Source organism: Clostridium uliginosum (assembly GCF_900112485.1).
GTDB lineage: Bacteria > Bacillota > Clostridia > Clostridiales > Clostridiaceae > Clostridium > Clostridium uliginosum.
In genome coordinates, this window is record NZ_FOMG01000013.1 from 1 (window position 1) to 21,193 (window position 21,193).

Here is a 21,193-nt window from a genome sequence, read left to right on the forward strand (position 1 = left end):
CAAGGAATCAAAACGAGAAAATATCCTTGGAATTTATGATTCCTAAGAATATTTTTTAAATAAATATTTGTAAAAATTAGTTATTCAACAACCTAGTTAAAAATAATATTTACTTGGAGATGCCTTAAAGATTAATTAAGATTATAGAATTATCTCTGTAGTTATTACTTTATCGACCCAAATATGGTAACATATAAGGGTATGCATAATTTAATAATGGTTTAATTTAATAGTTTTTATAAAAAATTTTACTGATATGTAATAAAAAGTACCAAAATTACTATTGTTTTTTGTATATAATAATGACGAGTCGGAAGGGAGCGCATATATGCTCGAATGTGTTTTAGAGGATTTAAATGTTGGACAAGACATAGATATTAATGAACTTATTGACCAACATATGCCTTTTATAATTAAAAGCATTTCAGATGTGACAGGAAGATATGTATCTTGTGAAAATGATGAGGAGATAAGTGTTGCATTACTTGCATTTACTGAAGCCGTTGAAAGATATGATAAAGAAAAAGGATATTTTTTACCTTTTGCAAAACTTGTTATATCAAGTAGAATTAAAAATTATTTGAAGAGTGAAAATAAACATTTATGTTCATCACTTGATGATTTATTAGATAAAGGGATAGATATTCAACATGAATACTTGGAACAAGAAGAGGATAATAGTTTATTGGTTGAAGATATAAATAAATTAAAGTTTGAAATAAGTTCTTTTGGATTTACTTTAGAAGATTTAGTAAATGAGGCTCCTAAACAAAAGGCAACAAGAACAAATGCAATTGAATTGGCAGAAGCTATAAATGAAGTTGAGGAATTTACATCATTTATGAATTTAAAAAAGAGATTGCCTATAAAAAAGGTTGTTTTAAGATTTTCAGTTACAGAAAAAGTGGTAAAAAGAAGTAAAAAATTCATTATTTCTGTAGTGATAATACTTAATAAAAATCTTAGAATGTTAAAAAGATGGATCAGAAAGTAGGTGATTAAAATGAAAAAAGGAATATTAGTAGAGACAAAAAAAGATTACGCTATAGTAATGAATGAATGTGGTATCATGGAGAGCATAGAAATCAAAGATGATATGAAGATAGGACAGAAAATATTTTATTTTGAAGAAGATGTTATTAATTTAAATATAAATAAAAGTGTTCATAGACCTAGTCTTTTTAAGACTTTTGGAACATTTGCAGCATTATTTTTGCTTATATTTACTTTCTTCCAAGGTATAACCTATGAAACAGCTTATGCTGTTGTAAGTTTAGATATTAACCCTAGTATACAAATAGAGGTAGATAATAAGAAAAAAGTAGTGAAAGTAGAAGGTGTTAATGCTGATGGAAAGAAATTTGATTTTTCTGATGTTAAAGGACTTGAAATTAATCAAGGTATTGAAATTATAAAAACAAAATTAGTAGAAAAACAATATCTAGATAAAGATGGTGAAGTACTAGTTGCTTTTGCATTCCTAAATGGAGAGAATGATAAAGTTTATGAAGATACAATACAGGAAGCTATTAAAACTACTTTTAAGACTGAAAATGTAACTTATATAACAGGTGATAAAGAAGATGTTGAAGAGGCTAAGACTAAAGGAATCAGTTTAGGAAGATATGAAGCATCACTTTCAGCTACTGAAGCAATTAAAATAAATATTGAACAAATACCTGTTAAAGAAATTACATCTGCTATAAAAGATAAACAAAATTGTATTTATTGGAAAGCTGATGAGAGTTCTAAAGTTGAAACACCAAAAGTAGATAAGGATATACCAATAGAAAAACCTGTTGAAAAACCTATTGAAATAACAGTACCTAAGAAAGATATAACACCTCAAAAACCAATAAAAGAAATTGCACCACCTCAACAAAATACCAATGAAGGTAAAGAAAATACTGAGGTTAAAGTTGAACCAGAGGTAGTTCCAGAAACTAAGCCTGAGCCAATAATACCTCCAGTTGAAAAACCAAAGCCAGACGAAAATAATAATATAGGCTCAAATAATTCAAATGGAGAAAATAGTGGTTCAGATAATCAAGTTAAACCCAATCCACCTAAGGTAGATGAAACTCCAGTTTCTAAACCTAAAAGTTGAACTTTACTTTAGGCACATGAAAGAAAATAATAGACCAAAGATGCTTCGTATATTTTGTGTCAGACAAGCATACTGGTCTATTATTTTTTGAATGTACATTAAAAAGGTACCGATAAATTCAAGTTTATTTGTATTATATAATGCAAGTAGCAAAGCAAGATTTTATACTTGGAAAGAATTTAATAAAAAGGCTAAATAACTGAAATACTTATAAAAGCCCTATGTTTGTTTATTGGGAAAGAGCAAATATAGGGCTTTTATTTTGTTTTATATTATAATTATATTTTGTGTATAAATTTTTTCCAAACTAATTTATAATAGTAGCTGTGTTTAAAAATCTAAAGAAATAAACACAGCTATTTTTTTATTATATATTCTAAAAATCATTATTCATTTGAATTTATTCAGTATCTCTATTATTTCTTTAGAGGTTAACCATATAAAAATGAAAGTATATTAATTATAATATATATGGTTTAAGTTATGTTAGACATATGAAATTAAATAGTAATTTTAGTTTAAACTAAGGAGGATATATGGAAAGTAAAAACTTAAAGATGGAAATCAGTCTATTTATGGCGACTATGCTTGTGTGTGGAAATATGATTGGTTCAGGCGTGTTTATGTTACCTGCAACACTCGCACAGGTTTCAGGACCACTAGCTACCATGATAGCTTGGATTATAACAACAATTGGTTCAATATTAATAGCAATCTCTTTTGCAAATTTAGGCTCAAAGTATCCTACTACTGGAGGAGCGTATCAATATACTAAAGAGGCATTTGGAGAATTTACAGGCTTTTTAAGTGCATGGCTATATTGGAATGGATCATGGATTGGCAATGCAGCAATAATAGTCGCACTATCTAGTTACAGTTCAGCTGTTATACCAGCAATTCAAAATCCCATAGGTTCTATAATTTTTACTAGCTCAGTTTTATGGATATTTACGATATTGAATATAGTAGGAGTTAAGAAAGCAGGAAAAATTCAGACTTTTGCTACAGTATTTAAGATAGGATTTTTTGCAATATTTATAGTATTAGCATTTTTGAATTTTGATAAAATAAACTTAATGCCATTAGTACCAAGTGGAAAAGGATTAGGGACAATTCCTCTAGCAGCTACATCAACTTTATGGGCATTTGTAGGACTTGAAAGTGCTACAGTTACAGCAGGAGAAATAAAAAATCCAGAAATAAATGTTAAAAAGAGTACAATATATGGATTAATAATAGCATCTATTATTTATATATTAATAAGTCTTGGAAGTATGGGCGCTATGTCAAATTCAAATCTTGCAGTAAGTTCTGCACCACTTACAGATATATTAACACAAATTTTAGGAACATCAGTTGGAAAAGTATTAACAATTGCAGTTGTAATTTGTATTTTAGGGACAACGATAGGATGGCTATTATCAACGGCTAGAGTTGGATATGCAGCTGGAGAAGATGGAGTGTTTCCAAAATTTTTTGGAAAGCTACATCCTAAGTATGGAACACCAGTGAATGCATTAATAGCCGGATCTATACTTGTTAATATATTACTTGTGATGAATTATCAAAAGAGTATGATATCAGCATTTACCTTTATAACAATACTTGCAACATTATCATTTCTGCCAGTATATTTATTAACTACAGCAGCTGAAATAATGCTTATGTTTAAAGGCGAAAAGCAATTTAGCTTTAAAATCTTTATAAAAAAAGCAATTATTCCACTTTTAGCATTTGCATACTCAATTTGGACAATATATGGTTCAGGAGCAGAAATAGTAATGTGGGGATTTATATTAATGCTTATAGGAATACCATTTTATATTTATAATCACCATAAAAATAACATAAAAATAACATAGAAATTTAAAAAATTAGCTGTCTGAAGCATAAAAGCTTGAGATGGCTCATTTTTATATAAAAATAACGCTTATAAATAGAAAATTTAGGCACATGAAAAAATTAATAGACCAAAGATGTGTCGTATACTTGGTCTCAAGACGAGGTGCCCCTTGAGGGTATAAGTTCAACAAAGCTCCAGCTGAAAAGTTTCACTTTATGTCATACAAGCATACTGATATATTATTTTTTGAATGTGCCTTATATGATTTAGATAGGTAAGAATAAATATTGTAATAGATTAATGTCTTATTAGGCCTGAATTTATAATTAGATACTATATTTATGCTATAATGTATTAGATAGTAAATTTAGGTATTTAAAATATATAGCTTATATGAACAAGCTATTTTTTTAAGATGCCTCATATAATAGGAGAGGGAAAATGAATAAGAACAATTTTAGATTTATTAACCAGAAAGATTTTGATAGCTTTTTTAAGCTGATGGATGATTCATTTCCAAGTGAAGAAATCAGAAGCTATGAAGGACAAGCAAATCTTTTTTATGATGATTCATATAAGATTATTGCCGACAAGGATGCTGAGGGTAATGTAACTGCTTTTATGGCAACTTGGGAGTTTGATGATTTTAATTTTATTGAACATTTTGCTGTAGATGGTAAACTCAGGGGTAAAGGTATTGGCACAGTTATGCTAAAAGATTATCTGAAACAAAGTAATAAGCCTATTTTTTTAGAGGTTGAATATCCAAAAACAGAGATTGCTACACGTAGAATTGAATTTTACAAGCGCTTAGGTTTCCATGTAAATCCGTTTGATTATATGCAACCTCCTTTGCATAAAGGGTATTCATTTTTACCACTTAAGGTTATGAGTTATCCCAATAAAGTTAATGAAAGACAATTTAGTAATTATAAAGAAGGTGTATACAGTAAAGTTTATTCTTTATAATTCTTTATGATTTAATAAAAAATATTTATAAATTTAAAAAAACATATTACAAGATAAAATTTTAGAGGTGGCAAATTAATGCTATCTCTTTTTTATATCTATAATTTTAGATTTTAGAAAATAAAATTAAAGGCTAAGTTTTGAAACCGTGTTGATATTTTAATATAAAGCTCATGGACAGTGGAATTTACTTTAAGAACGCTAAAATGAATATTAGTCCTATTAATGCATGCTCCCAATCACAGATTGTGACAAGCAATTAATAGTACAAATATTCATTAAGAGTTCTAAAAAGCAAATTCCAATGCCAATTCGCCTTTATATTAAAATATCAACACTACTTTAAAACAGAGCCAAAAAGAAAAATACTTTCAAAGGATATATCTAAGTTTATTATAGGTTAGTAAAAAGTATTAAACATATTGAATAAATAATGTATAATAGCTATAAATACTACAAAGGAGAAAAATATATATATTGTTAACTAAAAATTAAGACTAATTTTAAATATAGTCTTAAAATAAATTAAAAATATTGGGGCGATGGTTAAAATGATAAAAGAATATTTAAAAGATAAAGTATTAATATGTGACGGGGCTATGGGAACATATTATTCGGAACTAACGGGAAATGATGTATCTTATTGTGAATTTGGAAATTTAAATGATAAAGATACAATAAAGAGAATACATGAAGAATACATAGATGCAGGGGCAAAGCTTATTAGAACAAATACTTTTTCAGCCAATACAGTAACTTTAGGAATTTCAAGAAGTGAATTAAAAGAAGTACTTGAAGCTGGTATTAATATAGCTAAAGAAGCTTGTAAGAATAAAAAGGTGTTTATAGGGGCAAGTATAGGACCAATAAGAGAAGAAAATTCAGAAAATGAAGATGAAATTATTTTAGAAGAGTATAAATTTATAATTAAGTGTTTTTTAGAAAATGACATTAACATATTTATATTTGAAACTTTTAGTAATCCTAGCCATCTAAAAGAAATCTCAGAATATATTAAGAGTAAAGATCCTAATAGTTTTATATTGACTCAATTTGCAGTTAAACCAGATGGGTTTTCACGAGATGGTATAAGTGTTAATAGAATAGTTCAAGATATAAAGGATATAAGTCAAATAGATTCTTATGGATTTAACTGTGGTTCTGGTCCAACATTTATATATGAAATAATTAAAAACCTTAATTTAAAAGGAGATATTGTATCTGCACTTCCTAATGCAGGATATCCAATGCTTATTCATGAAAGAACAGTATACACCAATAGTCCAGATTACTTTGGAAAAAAGGTTATGGAAATAAAATCATTAGGAGTATCAATAGTAGGAGGATGCTGTGGTACTAAACCGTCATATATTAAAAATATATCTTCACGTATAGATGAGCATATTCAAGAACCTGCTATAGAAAAAAATGATATAAAAGGTCATGTGGATGTAGTAAATAAAGAAGAAAACAACTTTATCAAGAAATTAAACAACGATGAATTTGTAATTGCAATCGAACTTTCAGCACCTATGGATACAGATATATCTAAACTTATTGAAGGTGCTAAGATATGTAAAAATAATGGTATTGATTTAGTAACTATTCCAGATTCACCAATGTCAAGAGTTAGAGCAGAATCTACTATTATAGCATCTAAAATAAAGAGAGAAATAGGCATTGATGTTATGCCACATATATGTTGTAGAGATAAAAACACAAATGCAATAAGATCAACATTACTTGGAGCACATATTGAAGATATTAGAAATATATTAGCAATTACAGGTGATCCAGTATCAGATGCTAATAAAGTTGAAACAAAGAGTGTATTTAATCTAAATTCATTTAAGTTAATAGAACTTATGAGTGATACTAATAAAGAAGTTTTTAATGGTGATGATATTTATATTGGAGGAGCTTTGAATTTAAATGTTTTAAATAAGGAAGTAGAATATAATCGTATGCTTAAAAAGATAGAAAAAGGGGCAAACTTCTTTTTAACGCAACCTATATATGATGATGATGCTATAGAATTTTTAAGAAAGATAAAAGAGAAAACAAATGTTAAAATTCTTGGAGGGATACTTCCAATTGTTACTTATAAAAATGCTCAATTTTTAAATAATGAGCTTCCAGGGGTTAAGATACCACAGAAATATATAAATATGTTTTCATTAGATATGAGTAAAGAAGAGGCAGAACAAGTTGGAATAAATATATCTGTAGAACTTGGAAAAAAACTTAAAGAAGTTTGTGATGGTCTTTACTTTATAACTCCTTTTAAGAGAGTAAACATGTTAATGAAGATAATACATGGAATAAACTCTTAATTTAATTGTTAGACTAAGAATTAGCATAATTAGAATTTATCGGAGGTGTTATTATGAGGATCGGTCTTGTTAGACATTTTAAAGTTAATTGTGAAAAGAAAGCTTTTATGACATCAAAAGAATTTAAAGATTGGGAGACTGATTATAATAATAGTGAAGTTACAAGAAATGATGTAAAACTTCAGGGTATAGTTTGGAATAAATGTTATGCAAGCACATTAAGTAGAGCAATAACTACTGCTCAAGATGTTTATTCTGGAGATATAGTTAAGAGTGATCTTATTAGAGAAGTACCAATAAATCCACTATTTAAAAGTAATTTGAAACTTCCATATTGGTTTTGGGCTGTTACAGCAAGATTTGCTTGGTATACTAATCATACATCTCAAGAAGAACAGAAGTTACATACTGAATTAAATGCTAAAAATTTTGTTGACTTCCTTGAAAGTGAAGCTCAAAGAGAAGGCTCAGAAAATATCCTAGTAGTTACTCATGGATTTTTTATGTACACTCTCCAAAAAGAACTTAAAAAAAGAGGATTTTATGGGAAAATGGTAATGACTCCTCAAAATGGAAGACTTTATTTATATAAAAGAGATTAAATTAATAACATATAAATTTAGAATAGTATTTTTTTATAATTAGATCTAATAGAACAACATTTAATAACAAAAAACTTAAAAAGCTATATTTTCTAAATCGCACTCTTGTATTTAACAGGGGTGCGATTATTTAGTTTATATTAAAATACTTTATTGTTTCTATTTAGTATATATACCTAAATTAATTTAATATAAAGTTCTACAAAAACCAAGCTTTTGTAACTATAAAAACAATTTTTCATATAATAAAAATATAAATATAACAAAAATATAATGTATATATGTTGTAAAAATTAATCTAAATTAAAATTTAGAGTGTTATGTGGATTTGATGAAAAATCTTTAGTGCAACATATATATTAAATAAAGGAGATAAAAATTATGGCTAAGATACCCTATATAGATAATGTAAATGTTGTTTCCCCTATTTGTGAAGGAATAGCTCCAGCAACAGCTAGTATAGATGTACGTCCTGAAATAAAGTTATGGAGTTTAAAAGAAAGTCATACAGAAGTTGAAAACCCTGGAAAAGGAGATGATATAAGTTTTGTATTAGTATTTGGTAATGACGGAGAATTACCGTGTCCTGCTGATACTACAAATCCAACACTTGAAGATACTTTAGATATAAGTAGTCCTATTGATTTAAAGTTAATGAGCTTTTGTATTAGTGATCAATATGAATTATGGGTTGTTGCGGAGGATGGTGTTGTTTTAACTACTCCTTATCAAGTATTACGTTGCGAAATATTTGAATCTGGAATATACCAACTTCAACTTAGAAAAAAAGTTGATGAAGGTCCTGCTACACCATATTTTGCAGTTCCTTGTCATTTTATATGCTGCATAGCTATGCTATTCCAAATAGAATTCCCAGCATGTGACCCATGCCCAGATGACTGTCATAACAGACCACTTATAAACCCAAGTTTTGAAAATGATTTTGTTGGATGGAATAAGGTTGACAATCAACAACCTAATACTATTACCCAAGAACAACTATTTAACTGTTCTAGTTCTAGTACAAATTTTGCCCCACATGCTGGAAACTACTTTGCTTTACTAACAACAGATGGTGCTAATGCAACAACTGCTTTATATCAAACAATTTCAGTATGTCCAGGAGATACAATTCAAGGATGGGCCTTCTTCTGCACACAAGAAGCAGTAAGTCGTACACCAGATGTAGCAAATATAAGGATTATAAGAAGTGATGGAAGTACAGAGAATATACCTTTTACTAGAAATTCTAATGGTGGTAGTGATTCAGTATGGCAACCATGGAGCTATACGTTCTTAAATGGAGGAATTTATACACTTAGAGCTGAGGTTATTAATAATAATAACGTAGTTCTATCTTATTTAGGTGTAGATGATATATCACTAGTATAACAAATAAGTATAAATAATATAATAGGTAGCTAACTAACTATTAGCTACCTATATATTGATATTTATAGTGAAAATAATAAATTATATGAATTTGATTTTTAGGAGGTAATATAAGTGGCATTAATAAATACTAGTACGAATATAGGCACAACCCATAAAAATAATATTTATTTTGAACCTATCGTAATTAAAAAGGAAATAGATAACACTAACTTTAATACTTTAAATACCCAAGTTTCTATGGCTAAATCTATTGCTGATGAAGAATCATATTCTAAAGTGATTGAAAAGCAGGTATATCCTATTTCAGGAAGTGTTTGGTTAGACTTAAATAATAATGGAATTAAAGATAAAAAGGATATTGTCTTAAAGGATATTGAGATAGAGTTATTTAGCACTGATAATCTTGCAAATCCAATATCAACTGTAAAGACTGATTACAAAGGATATTATGAGTTCAAAGATATAAAACTTAATAACTATTTTATAAAGGTTAAGTTGCGAGATAATTATAAGGTAGTTAATAAAGGTGAATATTCATCCATTAATTGTAAAACTTTATTATCAGATATAATTTGTAATGATAGGGAAAATAAAAACATTTTAATAGGGTTAAAGAAATACTTTAAGTTATGTGGTGTTGCTTTTTTTAATTATTATGATACTCCGTTATATGAGAAGTATTCTGAAGGAATTAATAATTTAGATATTGATATTTATGATAAAGATAATAATATTATAGATTCAACAACAACTTCAAAATATATGATTTTAGATGGGTACTATGAATTTAACAACTTATCACCGGGAGTATATAAGATGGTATTTAAAGTCCCTAAGAACTTACAGATGATTAAACCTATAAATAATAATTTTTTTGAATCTAAAACAAATAAACTTACTAACAAAATTATAGTTAATATACCTAATAAAAATGTAGTAAGTGCTTTTATTGGATTTACAAGAAAATGGTTTTAAAATTAACAAGTTTATTGCCTCAATAATATTATTTCCATAAAGTAATTTAAAAAAAGATAAGTATATCTACTTAATATATAGTAACGATTAACTTATTAATTCATATGATAAAATGTGGTATACCTTTAAAAGGAGTTATTATGTTTAAAAAAGGTGATTTTCATATTCATTCCACCTTTTCAGATGGAAAGTATACACCTAAACAAGTAGTTATGTTAGCTAAGAAAAAAGATGTAGATATAATTTCTTTAACAGATCATAATAGTACTGCGGGTATAGACGATGCAATTATGGCTGGAGAGGAAATAGGAGTAAAGATTATTCCAGGAGTTGAACTTTCTACTAGATATAATAATGCTAAAGTACATGTTTTAGGGTATTTTAAAGATGATAGTTATAAAAATGAGCTTCTTGTAGAAGCATTAAGGTATGTAAAGTATCATAAAATATCAAAGCTTATAGAAATGTTTGGTAGTTTTATAAATTTTCATGAGAAAAAGGATAATATATGTGTAGAAACTGGTATTGAACTATTGAAATTTTTTGGAGCTACAGTTATTTTAGCACATCCTGTACGTTTATATAGACCTAATTTTGAAAAAATTATAAAACTTAATTTTGATGGATTAGAGGCTAAGTACTGTAGCAATACAGATCAAGATACTAAATACTTTTTAAAAATAGCTAATGATAATGGGCTACTTTATACTGCTGGTTCAGATTTTCATAAGTTAAATAGATTATATAGGACTCACGGAATAATAGGAGATGTATATCTATCTGAAGAAGAAATATATAATTTTTTATCTGGAGCAGGATTACCTTATTTGGATATTATTGAATAACACAGCTGAGAAGATGAATTAATAAAAACTATATAAGGCATATTAAAATACAGGAGTTAAATAAATGGCGCCTGTATTTTTTAGTTACATAAAAAGATTATTTAGGGTGTTTGTTGAATTATTAGAAAATGTATCCATACATTTGACTAAATCTTATTTAATTATTATTATTAAATAAATGACGTATTTTAAGGGGGCTATATAATGAAATTTTCGACAAAAAGAATAGTATTAATAGGGGTTATGGCTGCAATATGCTTTGTGGGTACTTATATTCATGTTCCAGTAGCACTTGGGGGATCTAATTCAATGATTCATTTAGGAACTACTGCGATTTTTATTACTGCTGTTCTAATTGGACCTGATGCAGGAATATCTGCTGGAATAGGGTGTGCATTATATGATGCTTTAGATCCAACCTTTGCTGCATGGATAATTCCTACATTAATAGTTAAGGGTTTAACTGGTTACATTGCAGGTAAGATTGCTTTTGAAAATAATAAAAACGGTGGAAATTTATTATATAATGTAATAGGATTTATAGCTGGAGGAGTAGTATCATTACTTGGCTACTTTGCATTTGATTGGTTAGTATTTGTAGGATTACAAACAGCAATTTTACATTTACTAACATCAGTAGGCACAACTGGAATAGGACTTATAATTGCAATTCCTTTATCAATTGCTATAAAGAAAGCAACAACAGGAATCATACAATTTAATAATTAAATTAATCTTAAACTTAAATGCAATGTTTGAAAATATAGAAATTCCTGATTGATTAATTAAAAGGTCAATTGGGAATTCTTATTATATACATATCTAAAACAAGTGAAATTGGAATAAGGCATATTCAAAAAATAACAAGTCAGTATGGATAGTTTATTTTGTGTGTTATTCTTAAATAAAAAAAGTATAACTTTAAAATAAGAAAAAACTATTTGGATAGAACATATTATGCAAGATGTAAGAGGGAGAATAAAACATGAAAAAACCTATAAAAAGGGTAGCTACAATACATGATTTATGCGGAGTTGGAAAGGCTGCTTTAACGAATATAATGCCAGTGCTTGCTACATTAGGAGTGGAAGTTTGTCCAGTACCAACTATGATTTTAACAACACATACAGGTGGATTTAATATTCCTAAGATAGTTGAACTTAAAGGGTATATAGATGATGCAGTTAAGCATTATGTAGATATAAACATTGAATTTGAAGGAATATTTGTTGGCTATTTAGGGAGCATTAATAATATAGATGGAACTTTAAAATTTTTAGAAAAGCTTAAAAATGATAATACTTTAGTGGTTTTTGACCCTATCTTTGGAGATAATGGTAAGTACTATTGTAATTTTAATGAAAGCTATTCTGAAAATTTAAAAAAATTAATAAGATATTCTAAAATAATAACACCTAATTTTACTGAAGCTTGTATTTTAGCAGGAGAAGAAATTTTAATTGAGATAAATGAGAAAGAATTATTACATATTTCTAGAAAGCTTCATTATTTAGGATGTGAAGATGTAGTTATTACTAGTGTTCCACTTAAGGATAAAAATAAAATTGGTACATCTATATATAGTGGAAAAAGTGATTCAATTCAAATGATAATTGCAAACAAATTAGAAAAGTCTTATCCAGGTACTGGAGATATATTTACATCAGTATTAATTGGAAGTTATTTAAAAGGAAAATCATTATTAAATAGTGTACAAGATTCTTGTGAGTTTGTAGAAAGATGTATTATAGAAAGTAATAAATATGATTATCCGACTAAAGAAGGTGTACTTCTTGAAAGTTCATTAAAATATTTGAACAATGTATTATAGGCAAATATTTAGAAGTTAACATTATAAATAATGAACTATATTAATTAGAATATATATACTGTAAATATTAAAATTTGTTAATAAATAATTATATATAGTTTATAGTAAAAACATCAAACTAAGAAAAACATTTCTAAGTTTGATGTTTTTTTATGTAATAAAATATAAAAATAAGAATAAGAATACATAAGAAACAATATTTCATAAATTATTAAAATACTTGAAATATTGAATCAAAAATGTTATTATGAAAACGTAATCAGTAGGAGGTGGATTAATTGTCAAACATAGATTTAGATAAATTAATAACAGAAAGCAGAAATATTAGGACATTGGATATTGATAAAGCATCTACTTTAGAAATGGTAACATTAATGAATAATGAAGACAAGCTTGTTCCTCTAGCAGTTGAAAGTGAATTACCAAATATAGCAGAAGCTATTGATAAGATTGTTGATAGAATTGAAAGAGGGGGAAGACTAATTTACATTGGAGCTGGTACATCAGGCAGACTAGGTATCTTAGATGCATCAGAATGTCCACCAACTTATGGAGTTTCATCTGAATTAGTACAAGGGATAATTGCAGGTGGATATGAAGCAATTTTTAAAGCAAAAGAAGGTGCTGAAGATTCAAAGGAAGTAGCAGTTAAGGACTTAAAGGAAAAAAATCTAAGTGAGTTGGATGTCGTAGTTGGACTTGCAGCGTCAGGCAGAACTCCTTATGTAATAGGTGGATTAGAATATGCAAATAAGGTTAATGCATACACAATTTCTATATCATGTACTTATAAATCAGAACTTTCAAAAATCTCAAAAACTACAATTTCACCAATTGTTGGAGCAGAAGTTGTAACTGGATCAACAAGATTAAAAGCTGGAACGGCTCAGAAATTAGTATTAAATATGTTATCAACTGGAGCTATGATAAAACTTGGAAAAGTATATAGCAATTTAATGATAGATGTAAAACCTACAAATGAAAAGTTAGTAGAACGTGCAAAGAGAATTATTCAAGAAGCAACTGAATGTTCAAGAGAAGTCGCAGAGAAGTACTTTGAAGAAAGTAATAGAGACGTTAAAGTTGCTATATTTATGATTACAGCTAATAAAAGCAAAGAAGAAAGCCAAAAAATACTTGAAAAGTATAAAAATAATATATTAAAATCGATAAAAAATATCTAAAATAGGAGGATAAAAATGAAAGAATTAAAGGTAACAGTAATCGGAGGAGGAAGCAGTTATACTCCAGAATTAATAAATGGTTTTTTGAAAAGAAAAGATGAGTTATTAGTAAAAGAAATAGTGTTATTCGATGTTGAAATGGGAAGAGAAAAGGTAGAAATAGTATCTAAACTTGCAGAAAGAATGATAAAGAAAGTAGGACTAAAGACAAAAATAAGAGTTTCATTTGACAGAAGAGAAGCATTAGAAGGTGCAGATTTTGTAGTAACTCAATTTAGAGTTGGTGGATTGGATGCAAGAGCAAGAGATGAAAGATTTCCACTAAAATATAATGTACTTGGACAAGAAACTTGTGGTCCAGGTGGATTTGCAAAAGCTTTAAGAACTATACCTGTAATACTTGGAATTTGTAAAGATATAGAGGAGGTATGTCCTGATGCTTGGCTAATTAATTTTACAAACCCATCAGGAATGGTAACAGAAGCTGTAAAGAGATATTCAAATGTTAAGTGTATAGGTTTATGTAATGTTCCAATTCATATGAAGATGACTTTTGCAGAAGTATTAGGAGTTAAACCAGAAGAATTATTTGTAGAGTATATAGGTCTAAATCATTTAGTTTGGGCAAAGAGTATATATTTATATGGTAAAGATGTGACAAAAGATTTGATAGAACAAATGACTGATTTTGAAAGTTTATCTATGAAAAATATACCTGCTATAGATTGGGATAGAGATTATTTAAGAGCTGTTGGAATGTTCCCATCACCATACCATAGATATTATCTAATGACTCAAGAAATGGTTAAAGAAGAACAAGAAGCAGCAAGCGAAAATGGAAAAGGAACAAGAGCTGAGGTAGTTAAAGAAATAGAAAAAAAATTATTTGAAATTTATAAAGATGAAAGTATTGATACAAAACCAAAGGAATTAGATAAAAGAGGAGGAGCTTACTATTCAGATGCAGCTGTTTCATTAATTAGTGCAATTTCTAATAATAAAAAAGAAATGCATACAGTTAATGTATTAAATAATGGAATGCTTAAAGCCTTGCCAGATAATTGCATAATTGAAACTAATGCAATTATTGATAATACAGGTGCAACACCAATTTTATTAAAGAGTCCATTAGCAGAAGAAGCAGTTGGATTAATTCATTTAGTTAAATCTTATGAAATGTTAGCAGTAGATGCAGCAGTAACTGGAGATAAACAAAAAGCATTAAAAGCTTTAGTAAATAATCCATTAATTCCTTCAATAAATGTAGCAAAACAATTATTAGATGAATTATTAACTATAAATAAAGAATATTTACCACAATTTTTTAATTGAGGAGGAATTATAAAGTGAAATTTGAGCAAGAAATATTTGAATTAATATCACACACAGGGGAAGCAAGAAACAATATTTTTAATGCATTAAATGAAATGATGGAAAATAATAAAGAGAAATCTGATGAATTTCTTAAACTTGCAAATCAGCAAATGATAGAAGCTCATAATATGCAAACAAAGTTGATTCAAAAGGATATTGAAGAAGATGGAATCAACGTATCTCTTCTAATGGTACATGCCCAAGATCAATTTATGACTGCAATGTCAGAAGAATTTTTAGTTAAAAAAATGATAGAAATGTATGGAACTATCCATGCATTGGAGGCAAAGGTAAATGTATAGCGTAATAATTGTATTTAAATATATATTATTAATTGGTATTGCTGTAATGATTCCAATTAAGTTAACTACTTATTTATATGAAAAGAAAAATATTATTCTAAATAGGTGGATATATGGAGTTTCTGCATTTTTAATAGTTATAGTACCACAAGTTATATTTATAAATCTTTCAAAAAATATTGTATTAATGTTATATGTAGCATTTTTCTTTTTAGTAATGATGTTTTTCGAGACATCAAGAATTAATGTGGAAAAGAAAAAACTTAAAACAATGTTTGATTATACGTGGTTAGCTAAAAAAACTATTAAAAAAAATATTAATGGAGGAAAGCTATGATTAGAGAAAGGCTTATTATAAGTGGGAATATTAGTGAAGGCGGAATAAGATATTTTGTGCAAATGAAGTCTTCTACTTTAAGTTTAAGTGGCTATGTTAAAAGAGGTCTTGAAGGAGATATAATAGTCGAGGCTCAAGGAGAAAAAGAGAATATTGATAAATTAAAAGAGAAACTTAAAATTGGTAATGGATTTTTTAAAGTATCTGAAATAAAAGCTGAAAAGATTGATATTGTTTCAGGAGAAAAATTCTTTGCTATAAAGTAATAAATTTAAGGGGGATATTATTTATGAAAGTATTAATGGTTTGTTCAGGAGGTTTTTCATCTACAATAATTGTAAACGCTATAAAAAAGGAAGCGGATAAACAAGGTCTTGATATTGAAATTACAGCATGTGGAACACCTGATTTTGCAGAAGTTATTGAACAATTCAATCCAAAAGTTGCTATAGTGGCACCACAAGTTAAACACAGATTTGCACATTTTAAAGAAGAAGCTGATAAGCATAATATACCAGTAGAACAAATTCCATTAAATGCATACACACCTTTAGGTGCACCGAAAATAATCAATGAATTAATTAAAAAGTACATGGACTAGGAGGAAGAAAAAATGAATAAGTTTATGGATAAGTTTATGAAATTCTTTGAAGAAAAAATCACCCCACCTTTGACAAAAGTATCTGAATTTAAATATTTAATAGCAATTAGAGATGGTATTATTTCAACTATGCCATTGATATTAATAGGTTGTATGTTCCTTGTTATTTATAATTTGCCTATAAGTGCATGGAAAGAATGGATAACACCAAGAGCTGGAGTATTTTTAATACCATTTAGAGTTACTGTAAGCTTAATGGCTTTGTATGCTTCATATGGTATGGGATATGCTTTATCTAAATCTTATAAATTAGATGGAGTTAGTGGTGGTGTATTAACAATGTCAGCATTTATTTTAGCAAATGTTCCTAAGACTGTACTTGATGCGGCTTCAGGAAAAGAACTTGGTTGGGCTTTACCTATGGAATACTTAGGTGGTTCAGGTATGTTTGTTGCTATTATATGTATGATTTTATCAGTTGAAATATTAAGATTTTGTAAGGCAAAAAATCTAACTATCAAAATGCCAGAACAAGTACCACCTTCAGTTGCGAGATCATTTGAGGCATTAATTCCAGGTGCTATTATTATTACATTAGTTTGGGTTGTTAGAGTTGTAATGAATTTTGATATGAATGCTTTTTTAATGTATGTTTTTTCACCATTAATAAATATTGCTGGAAACAGTTTAATAGGATTATTAGTACCAGTAATATTAATGTGTTTATTATGGACAACAGGTATCAGCGGAGATTCTGTTATAGGATCAATTGTTAGACCAATATGGTTAGTTCTTATGGACAAGAATATGGCAGCAGTAGCAGCTGGTGGAGTTGCGCCAAACATTGGTGTTGAAGGATTCCTAGATGTATTTTTATGGGTAGGAGGTACTGGTGGTACTTTAGCTTTATGCATATTGTTACTATGTTCAAAATCAGCTTACTTAAAAGAAGTTGGGAAATTCTCAATTATACCAGGATTATTTAATATTAGCGAACCAATAATGTATGGTGTTCCAGTAGCAGTTAATCCAATAATGGCTATACCATTTATAATTGGGCCAATCATCACAACTACTCTCACATACTTTGCTATGTCATTTGGATTTGTAGCTAAGGTATCAGTAATGGCACCATGGACATTGCCATCTCCAATTAAAGCATTTCTTGCAACTAATGATTGGAGAGCAATTATATTAGTATTAATTAACTTTACTATTTATTTGTTAATTTACTATCCATTCTTTAAAGCTTATGAAAAAAAGATGCTTGATGAGGAATCTGTTAAAGTACAAGCATAAACTAAATTTTAAATATTATATAAAAATAAATATGATAAAATATATTAGTGGGCTCTCTCAAAAGTTGGATGCATGTATGCTTTTGGGAAAGCCACTTAGTTTAAAGAGGAAAGTATGGAGAAAAACAAGTTTAGTGTAAAAAATGGAATAGATAATATAAAAGAATATGATAATTTATTTAAAAATAAGGTAATAGGTTTAGTTACAAATGTAACAGGAGTAGATAAAAATTATAATTCAACTGTAGATATAATAAATAACTTATATAACTTGAAATTATTATTTGCTCCAGAACATGGATTAAGAGGAGAATGTCAAGCTGGTGATAAAGTAGAAAATTATATAGATAATGTTACAGGAAAAGAAGTAATAAGTTTATATGGAAATAAAAACATAATAATAGAAGATAAGTTAGATGATATTGATATACTTGTTTATGATATTCAAGACTTAGGGGTAAGATATTACACATATATTTATACAATGTACTTATGTATGAAAGCTTGTAGTAGAAAAGGTGTAGAATTTATTATTTTAGATAGAATAAATCCGTTAGGAGGTAATTTAATAGAAGGAAATATATTAGAATCTAAATATAATTCTTTTATAGGAATGCTTCCAATAACAAATATATATGGCTTAACAGTAGGAGAATTAGCTAAGTATATTAAAGATAAAGAAAATATAGATTGTAATTTAAATGTAGTACCAATAACGGGTTGGAAAAGAGGAATTACTGTTGATGAAACAGATTTACCATGGGTGCCAACATCTCCGAACATACCAACACTTGAATGTGCATTAGTTTATGGTGGAACATGTCTTTTTGAAGGAACAAACATATCAGAAGGAAGAGGGACAACTAAACCATTTGAGATGATTGGAGCTCCATGGATAGATTGTAACAAGTTAAGTGAAAGATTAAATAATAAGAATTTGCCAGGTGTGTATTTTAGACCAGTATATTTTGTACCCACATTTTCAAAATATAAAGAGGAGTTATGTGAAGGAGTACAAATTCATATTAAAGATCATAGTGAGTTTTTACCATTATTAACTGCTATAAATATGTTATATGAAATTAAAGAGTTATATCCAAATTATTTTAAGTATGATATTCATTCAGAAGGTTTTAAATATAAGTTTTTTATACATTTAACTGGATGTGATTACATTTTAAATGAATCGTTAGATAATGTTATTAAAAAATTGAAATATGATAGTAATTTATTTAGAGAGTCAATAAAAGAGTATATTCTATACTAGAAAGGGGAATTTATGTTTTATATAGGAGTAGATGGTGGAGGAACTAAAACTAAATTTACATTAATGAATGACAAAGAAGATGTAGTGGGTTCTATAATAAAAGAAACCTGCCATTATAATGAAGTTGGATTTGATGGATTAAAAAATGTTTTTGCAGAAGGTTTAGAAGAATTACTTAAAAAGTGCGGTATTACAAGAGAAAAAGTTTCAAGAGCTTGCATTGGATTAGCAGGATATGGAGAATTACAAAGCGTTAAACTTAAAATATCAGAAATAATCAAAGATGTTTTTAAAGAAATAGAGTTTTCCTTATTTAATGATGTACAAATTGCACATGCTGGAGCATTAGGAGGAGAAGATGGTATAGTAATTATAGCAGGAACAGGATCAATAGGTTATTCTGTTAATAAAGGAAAAAGCAAAAGAGTTGGCGGATGGGGATATACAATTGGAGATGAAGGATCAGCTTATTGGATAGGTAGGAAAGTAATAGAATGTTTTTCAAAACAAGCGGATGGAAGATTAGAAAAAGGGCATTTATATAGTATGTTAAAAGAAGAATTAAATTTAACAAATGATTACGAGTTAATATCATTTATTAATAAAGATATAAAGGCTAGTAAAGGAAAGACAGCACAACTTGCACAAATATGCTACAAAGCTGCAAAATTAGGTGATCTAAATGCAAAGGAGATATTTAATGAAGCAGGTAAGGAGTTAGCAAATATTATTAATACATTAGCTAATGAATTTACAAATACACCAATAAATGTTTCATATATTGGTGGCGTATTTAAATCAGAAAAGTTTATTATTGAACCAATAAAGAAATATATAGGAGATAATATACAATTAAATAAACCTAAATTTGAAGCAGATATAGGGGCTTGTCTATTAGCTAATAAGCAAAAAATTATTTAAATTTGTATAAGTAGGTGTAAAAATGAATTTTTTAACTTTTCTTAAAAATAATTATGAAAGTTTAACTAGTAGTGAACAAGTAATTGCAGATTATGTATTAAAAATAGATAAAGAAATTTTATCTATGTCTTCAAGGGAAATTGCTAATAAGACAGGAACATCCCCAGCAACAGTAGTGAGATTTTCCAATAAACTTGGCTTTAAAAACTTTAATGAATTTAAATTAAAATTTACAATAGACTGCAATGAAAAACAGAGCAAACCATTTGAATTTATTAATCAGGGATTGACTACTGAAGGAATAGTAGGAGGAATAAAAGAAGCTTATAGTAATAGTTTAAATAAGACAATAAGTTTAGTTGATGTAAAGAAATTAGATAAAGCTATAGAACTTCTTAAAAATGCTAATAATATATATATTTATGGACTCGGAAGTTCTGCTTTAGTTGCTATGGATCTATATTATAAATTAATTAGAATAAATAAAAGAGTTATTTGTCATAATGATTCACATCTTCAAATGACTTTTTCAGCAGTGATGGAAAAGGGAGATGTAGCATTGGCTATATCATATTCAGGAGAAACTAAAGAAGTTTTAAAATCTGTTAAAAATGGGAAGAAACTTGGAGTACCAATCATAGCAATAACAAGAAAGGCAATAGATAATACATTAGCTAGTATTGCAGATATAACTTTATATATACCTGCAATTGAAAAAGATTTAAGAGAGGGAGCGATGAGCTCTAGAATTTCTCAATTGACTATTGTAGATATGCTTTATATTGGAATGGTTAAAGATGATATTACAGCAACTGAGGAAAAACTTATCAGAACAAGAAAAGTTATTGAGGAATTTAAAAATGAGTAACAAATATGTATAATTACTATTAATCATTTACTTAAATTAAAATGTTTGAAATACAAACACACTTAATTTAAGTAAATGATTTTTTTATGTAAAGAATAATTCTAGAAAGTTATTTTAAAAGCTATTAAGTCAAAAACAGTC

21 protein-coding genes are annotated in these 21,193 nt (G+C 27.9%); all 21 read left to right on the plus strand.

All coding sequences use genetic code 11. The annotated features are described in order from the left end of the window. Positions 1 to 328 precede the first annotated feature (328 nt). The 21 genes from sigI (at position 329) to BM027_RS09790 (ending at position 21,052) form a co-directional block, all read left to right on the plus strand. The gene (gene sigI / locus BM027_RS09690; RefSeq protein WP_090091304.1) at positions 329 to 994 is read left to right on the plus strand and encodes an RNA polymerase sigma factor SigI; all 666 of its coding nucleotides are present in this window, start codon (positions 329 to 331) and stop codon (positions 992 to 994) included. A 9-nt stretch (positions 995 to 1,003) separates the two neighbouring features. Beyond that, positions 1,004 to 2,107 (plus strand): anti-sigma-I factor RsgI family protein, encoded by a 1,104-nt coding sequence (locus BM027_RS09695; RefSeq protein WP_090091306.1) that lies wholly within the window; start codon positions 1,004 to 1,006, stop codon positions 2,105 to 2,107. 536 nt (positions 2,108 to 2,643) lie between these two features. Beyond that, the gene (locus tag BM027_RS09700; protein ID WP_090091308.1) at positions 2,644 to 3,969 is read left to right on the plus strand and encodes an APC family permease; all 1,326 of its coding nucleotides are present in this window, start codon (positions 2,644 to 2,646) and stop codon (positions 3,967 to 3,969) included. 422 nt (positions 3,970 to 4,391) lie between these two features. Further along, the gene (locus BM027_RS09705; RefSeq protein ID WP_090091310.1) at positions 4,392 to 4,919 is read left to right on the plus strand and encodes a GNAT family N-acetyltransferase; all 528 of its coding nucleotides are present in this window, start codon (positions 4,392 to 4,394) and stop codon (positions 4,917 to 4,919) included. Between the two features lie 551 nt (positions 4,920 to 5,470). Then, on the plus strand, positions 5,471 to 7,252 hold the full coding sequence (locus tag BM027_RS09710) for a bifunctional homocysteine S-methyltransferase/methylenetetrahydrofolate reductase (RefSeq protein WP_090091312.1): 1,782 nt from the start codon (positions 5,471 to 5,473) through the stop codon (positions 7,250 to 7,252). Between the two features lie 53 nt (positions 7,253 to 7,305). Then, on the plus strand, positions 7,306 to 7,854 hold the full coding sequence (locus BM027_RS09715; RefSeq protein WP_090091314.1) for a histidine phosphatase family protein: 549 nt from the start codon (positions 7,306 to 7,308) through the stop codon (positions 7,852 to 7,854). Between the two features lie 381 nt (positions 7,855 to 8,235). Then, positions 8,236 to 9,246: a hypothetical protein gene (locus tag BM027_RS09720; RefSeq protein ID WP_090091316.1), complete on the plus strand. Its 1,011-nt coding sequence runs from the start codon at positions 8,236 to 8,238 to the stop codon at positions 9,244 to 9,246. A gap of 114 nt (positions 9,247 to 9,360) precedes the next feature. Further along, positions 9,361 to 10,224 carry an SdrD B-like domain-containing protein gene (locus tag BM027_RS09725; RefSeq protein ID WP_090091318.1) on the plus strand — a complete coding sequence of 288 codons (864 nt, stop codon included), beginning with the start codon at positions 9,361 to 9,363 and terminating at the stop codon, positions 10,222 to 10,224. Positions 10,225 to 10,364: 140 nt separating this feature from the next. Continuing rightward, positions 10,365 to 11,069 carry a PHP domain-containing protein gene (locus BM027_RS09730; RefSeq protein WP_090091320.1) on the plus strand — a complete coding sequence of 235 codons (705 nt, stop codon included), beginning with the start codon at positions 10,365 to 10,367 and terminating at the stop codon, positions 11,067 to 11,069. Between the two features lie 204 nt (positions 11,070 to 11,273). Further along, a complete protein-coding gene (locus tag BM027_RS09735; RefSeq protein ID WP_090091322.1) occupies positions 11,274 to 11,798 on the plus strand; it encodes an ECF transporter S component in 525 nt (174 codons plus the stop codon). Between the two features lie 256 nt (positions 11,799 to 12,054). Beyond that, a complete protein-coding gene (locus tag BM027_RS09740; RefSeq protein WP_090091324.1) occupies positions 12,055 to 12,900 on the plus strand; it encodes a pyridoxamine kinase in 846 nt (281 codons plus the stop codon). 278 nt (positions 12,901 to 13,178) lie between these two features. Continuing rightward, positions 13,179 to 14,084 (plus strand): N-acetylmuramic acid 6-phosphate etherase, encoded by a 906-nt coding sequence (murQ, locus tag BM027_RS09745; protein WP_090091326.1) that lies wholly within the window; start codon positions 13,179 to 13,181, stop codon positions 14,082 to 14,084. A gap of 15 nt (positions 14,085 to 14,099) precedes the next feature. Then, positions 14,100 to 15,416, plus strand: coding sequence for a 6-phospho-beta-glucosidase (locus BM027_RS09750; RefSeq protein WP_090091328.1), 1,317 nt, complete (start codon positions 14,100 to 14,102; stop codon positions 15,414 to 15,416). A gap of 14 nt (positions 15,417 to 15,430) precedes the next feature. Then, a complete protein-coding gene (locus BM027_RS09755) occupies positions 15,431 to 15,760 on the plus strand; it encodes a PTS lactose/cellobiose transporter subunit IIA (protein ID WP_090091331.1) in 330 nt (109 codons plus the stop codon). Next, complete coding sequence (locus tag BM027_RS09760) at positions 15,753 to 16,097, plus strand: hypothetical protein (protein WP_090091333.1); 345 nt, start codon at positions 15,753 to 15,755, stop codon at positions 16,095 to 16,097. The genes BM027_RS09755 and BM027_RS09760 overlap by 8 nt, the downstream gene beginning before the upstream one ends. Beyond that, a complete protein-coding gene (locus tag BM027_RS09765; RefSeq protein WP_090091335.1) occupies positions 16,094 to 16,363 on the plus strand; it encodes an acylphosphatase in 270 nt (89 codons plus the stop codon). Before BM027_RS09760 ends, BM027_RS09765 begins: the two co-directional genes overlap by 4 nt. A 23-nt stretch (positions 16,364 to 16,386) precedes the next feature. After that, positions 16,387 to 16,698 carry a PTS sugar transporter subunit IIB gene (locus BM027_RS09770; RefSeq protein ID WP_090091337.1) on the plus strand — a complete coding sequence of 104 codons (312 nt, stop codon included), beginning with the start codon at positions 16,387 to 16,389 and terminating at the stop codon, positions 16,696 to 16,698. A gap of 12 nt (positions 16,699 to 16,710) precedes the next feature. Further along, entirely contained in the window at positions 16,711 to 17,997 is a 1,287-nt protein-coding gene (locus BM027_RS09775; protein ID WP_341465522.1) for a PTS sugar transporter subunit IIC, read from the plus strand. Between the two features lie 114 nt (positions 17,998 to 18,111). Continuing rightward, complete coding sequence (locus BM027_RS09780; RefSeq protein WP_090091339.1) at positions 18,112 to 19,263, plus strand: exo-beta-N-acetylmuramidase NamZ family protein; 1,152 nt, start codon at positions 18,112 to 18,114, stop codon at positions 19,261 to 19,263. 12 nt (positions 19,264 to 19,275) lie between these two features. Next, on the plus strand, positions 19,276 to 20,184 hold the full coding sequence (locus tag BM027_RS09785) for an N-acetylglucosamine kinase (protein ID WP_090091341.1): 909 nt from the start codon (positions 19,276 to 19,278) through the stop codon (positions 20,182 to 20,184). Between the two features lie 22 nt (positions 20,185 to 20,206). Beyond that, entirely contained in the window at positions 20,207 to 21,052 is an 846-nt protein-coding gene (locus tag BM027_RS09790; protein ID WP_090091343.1) for a MurR/RpiR family transcriptional regulator, read from the plus strand. The last annotated feature ends 141 nt before the right edge of the window (positions 21,053 to 21,193 follow it).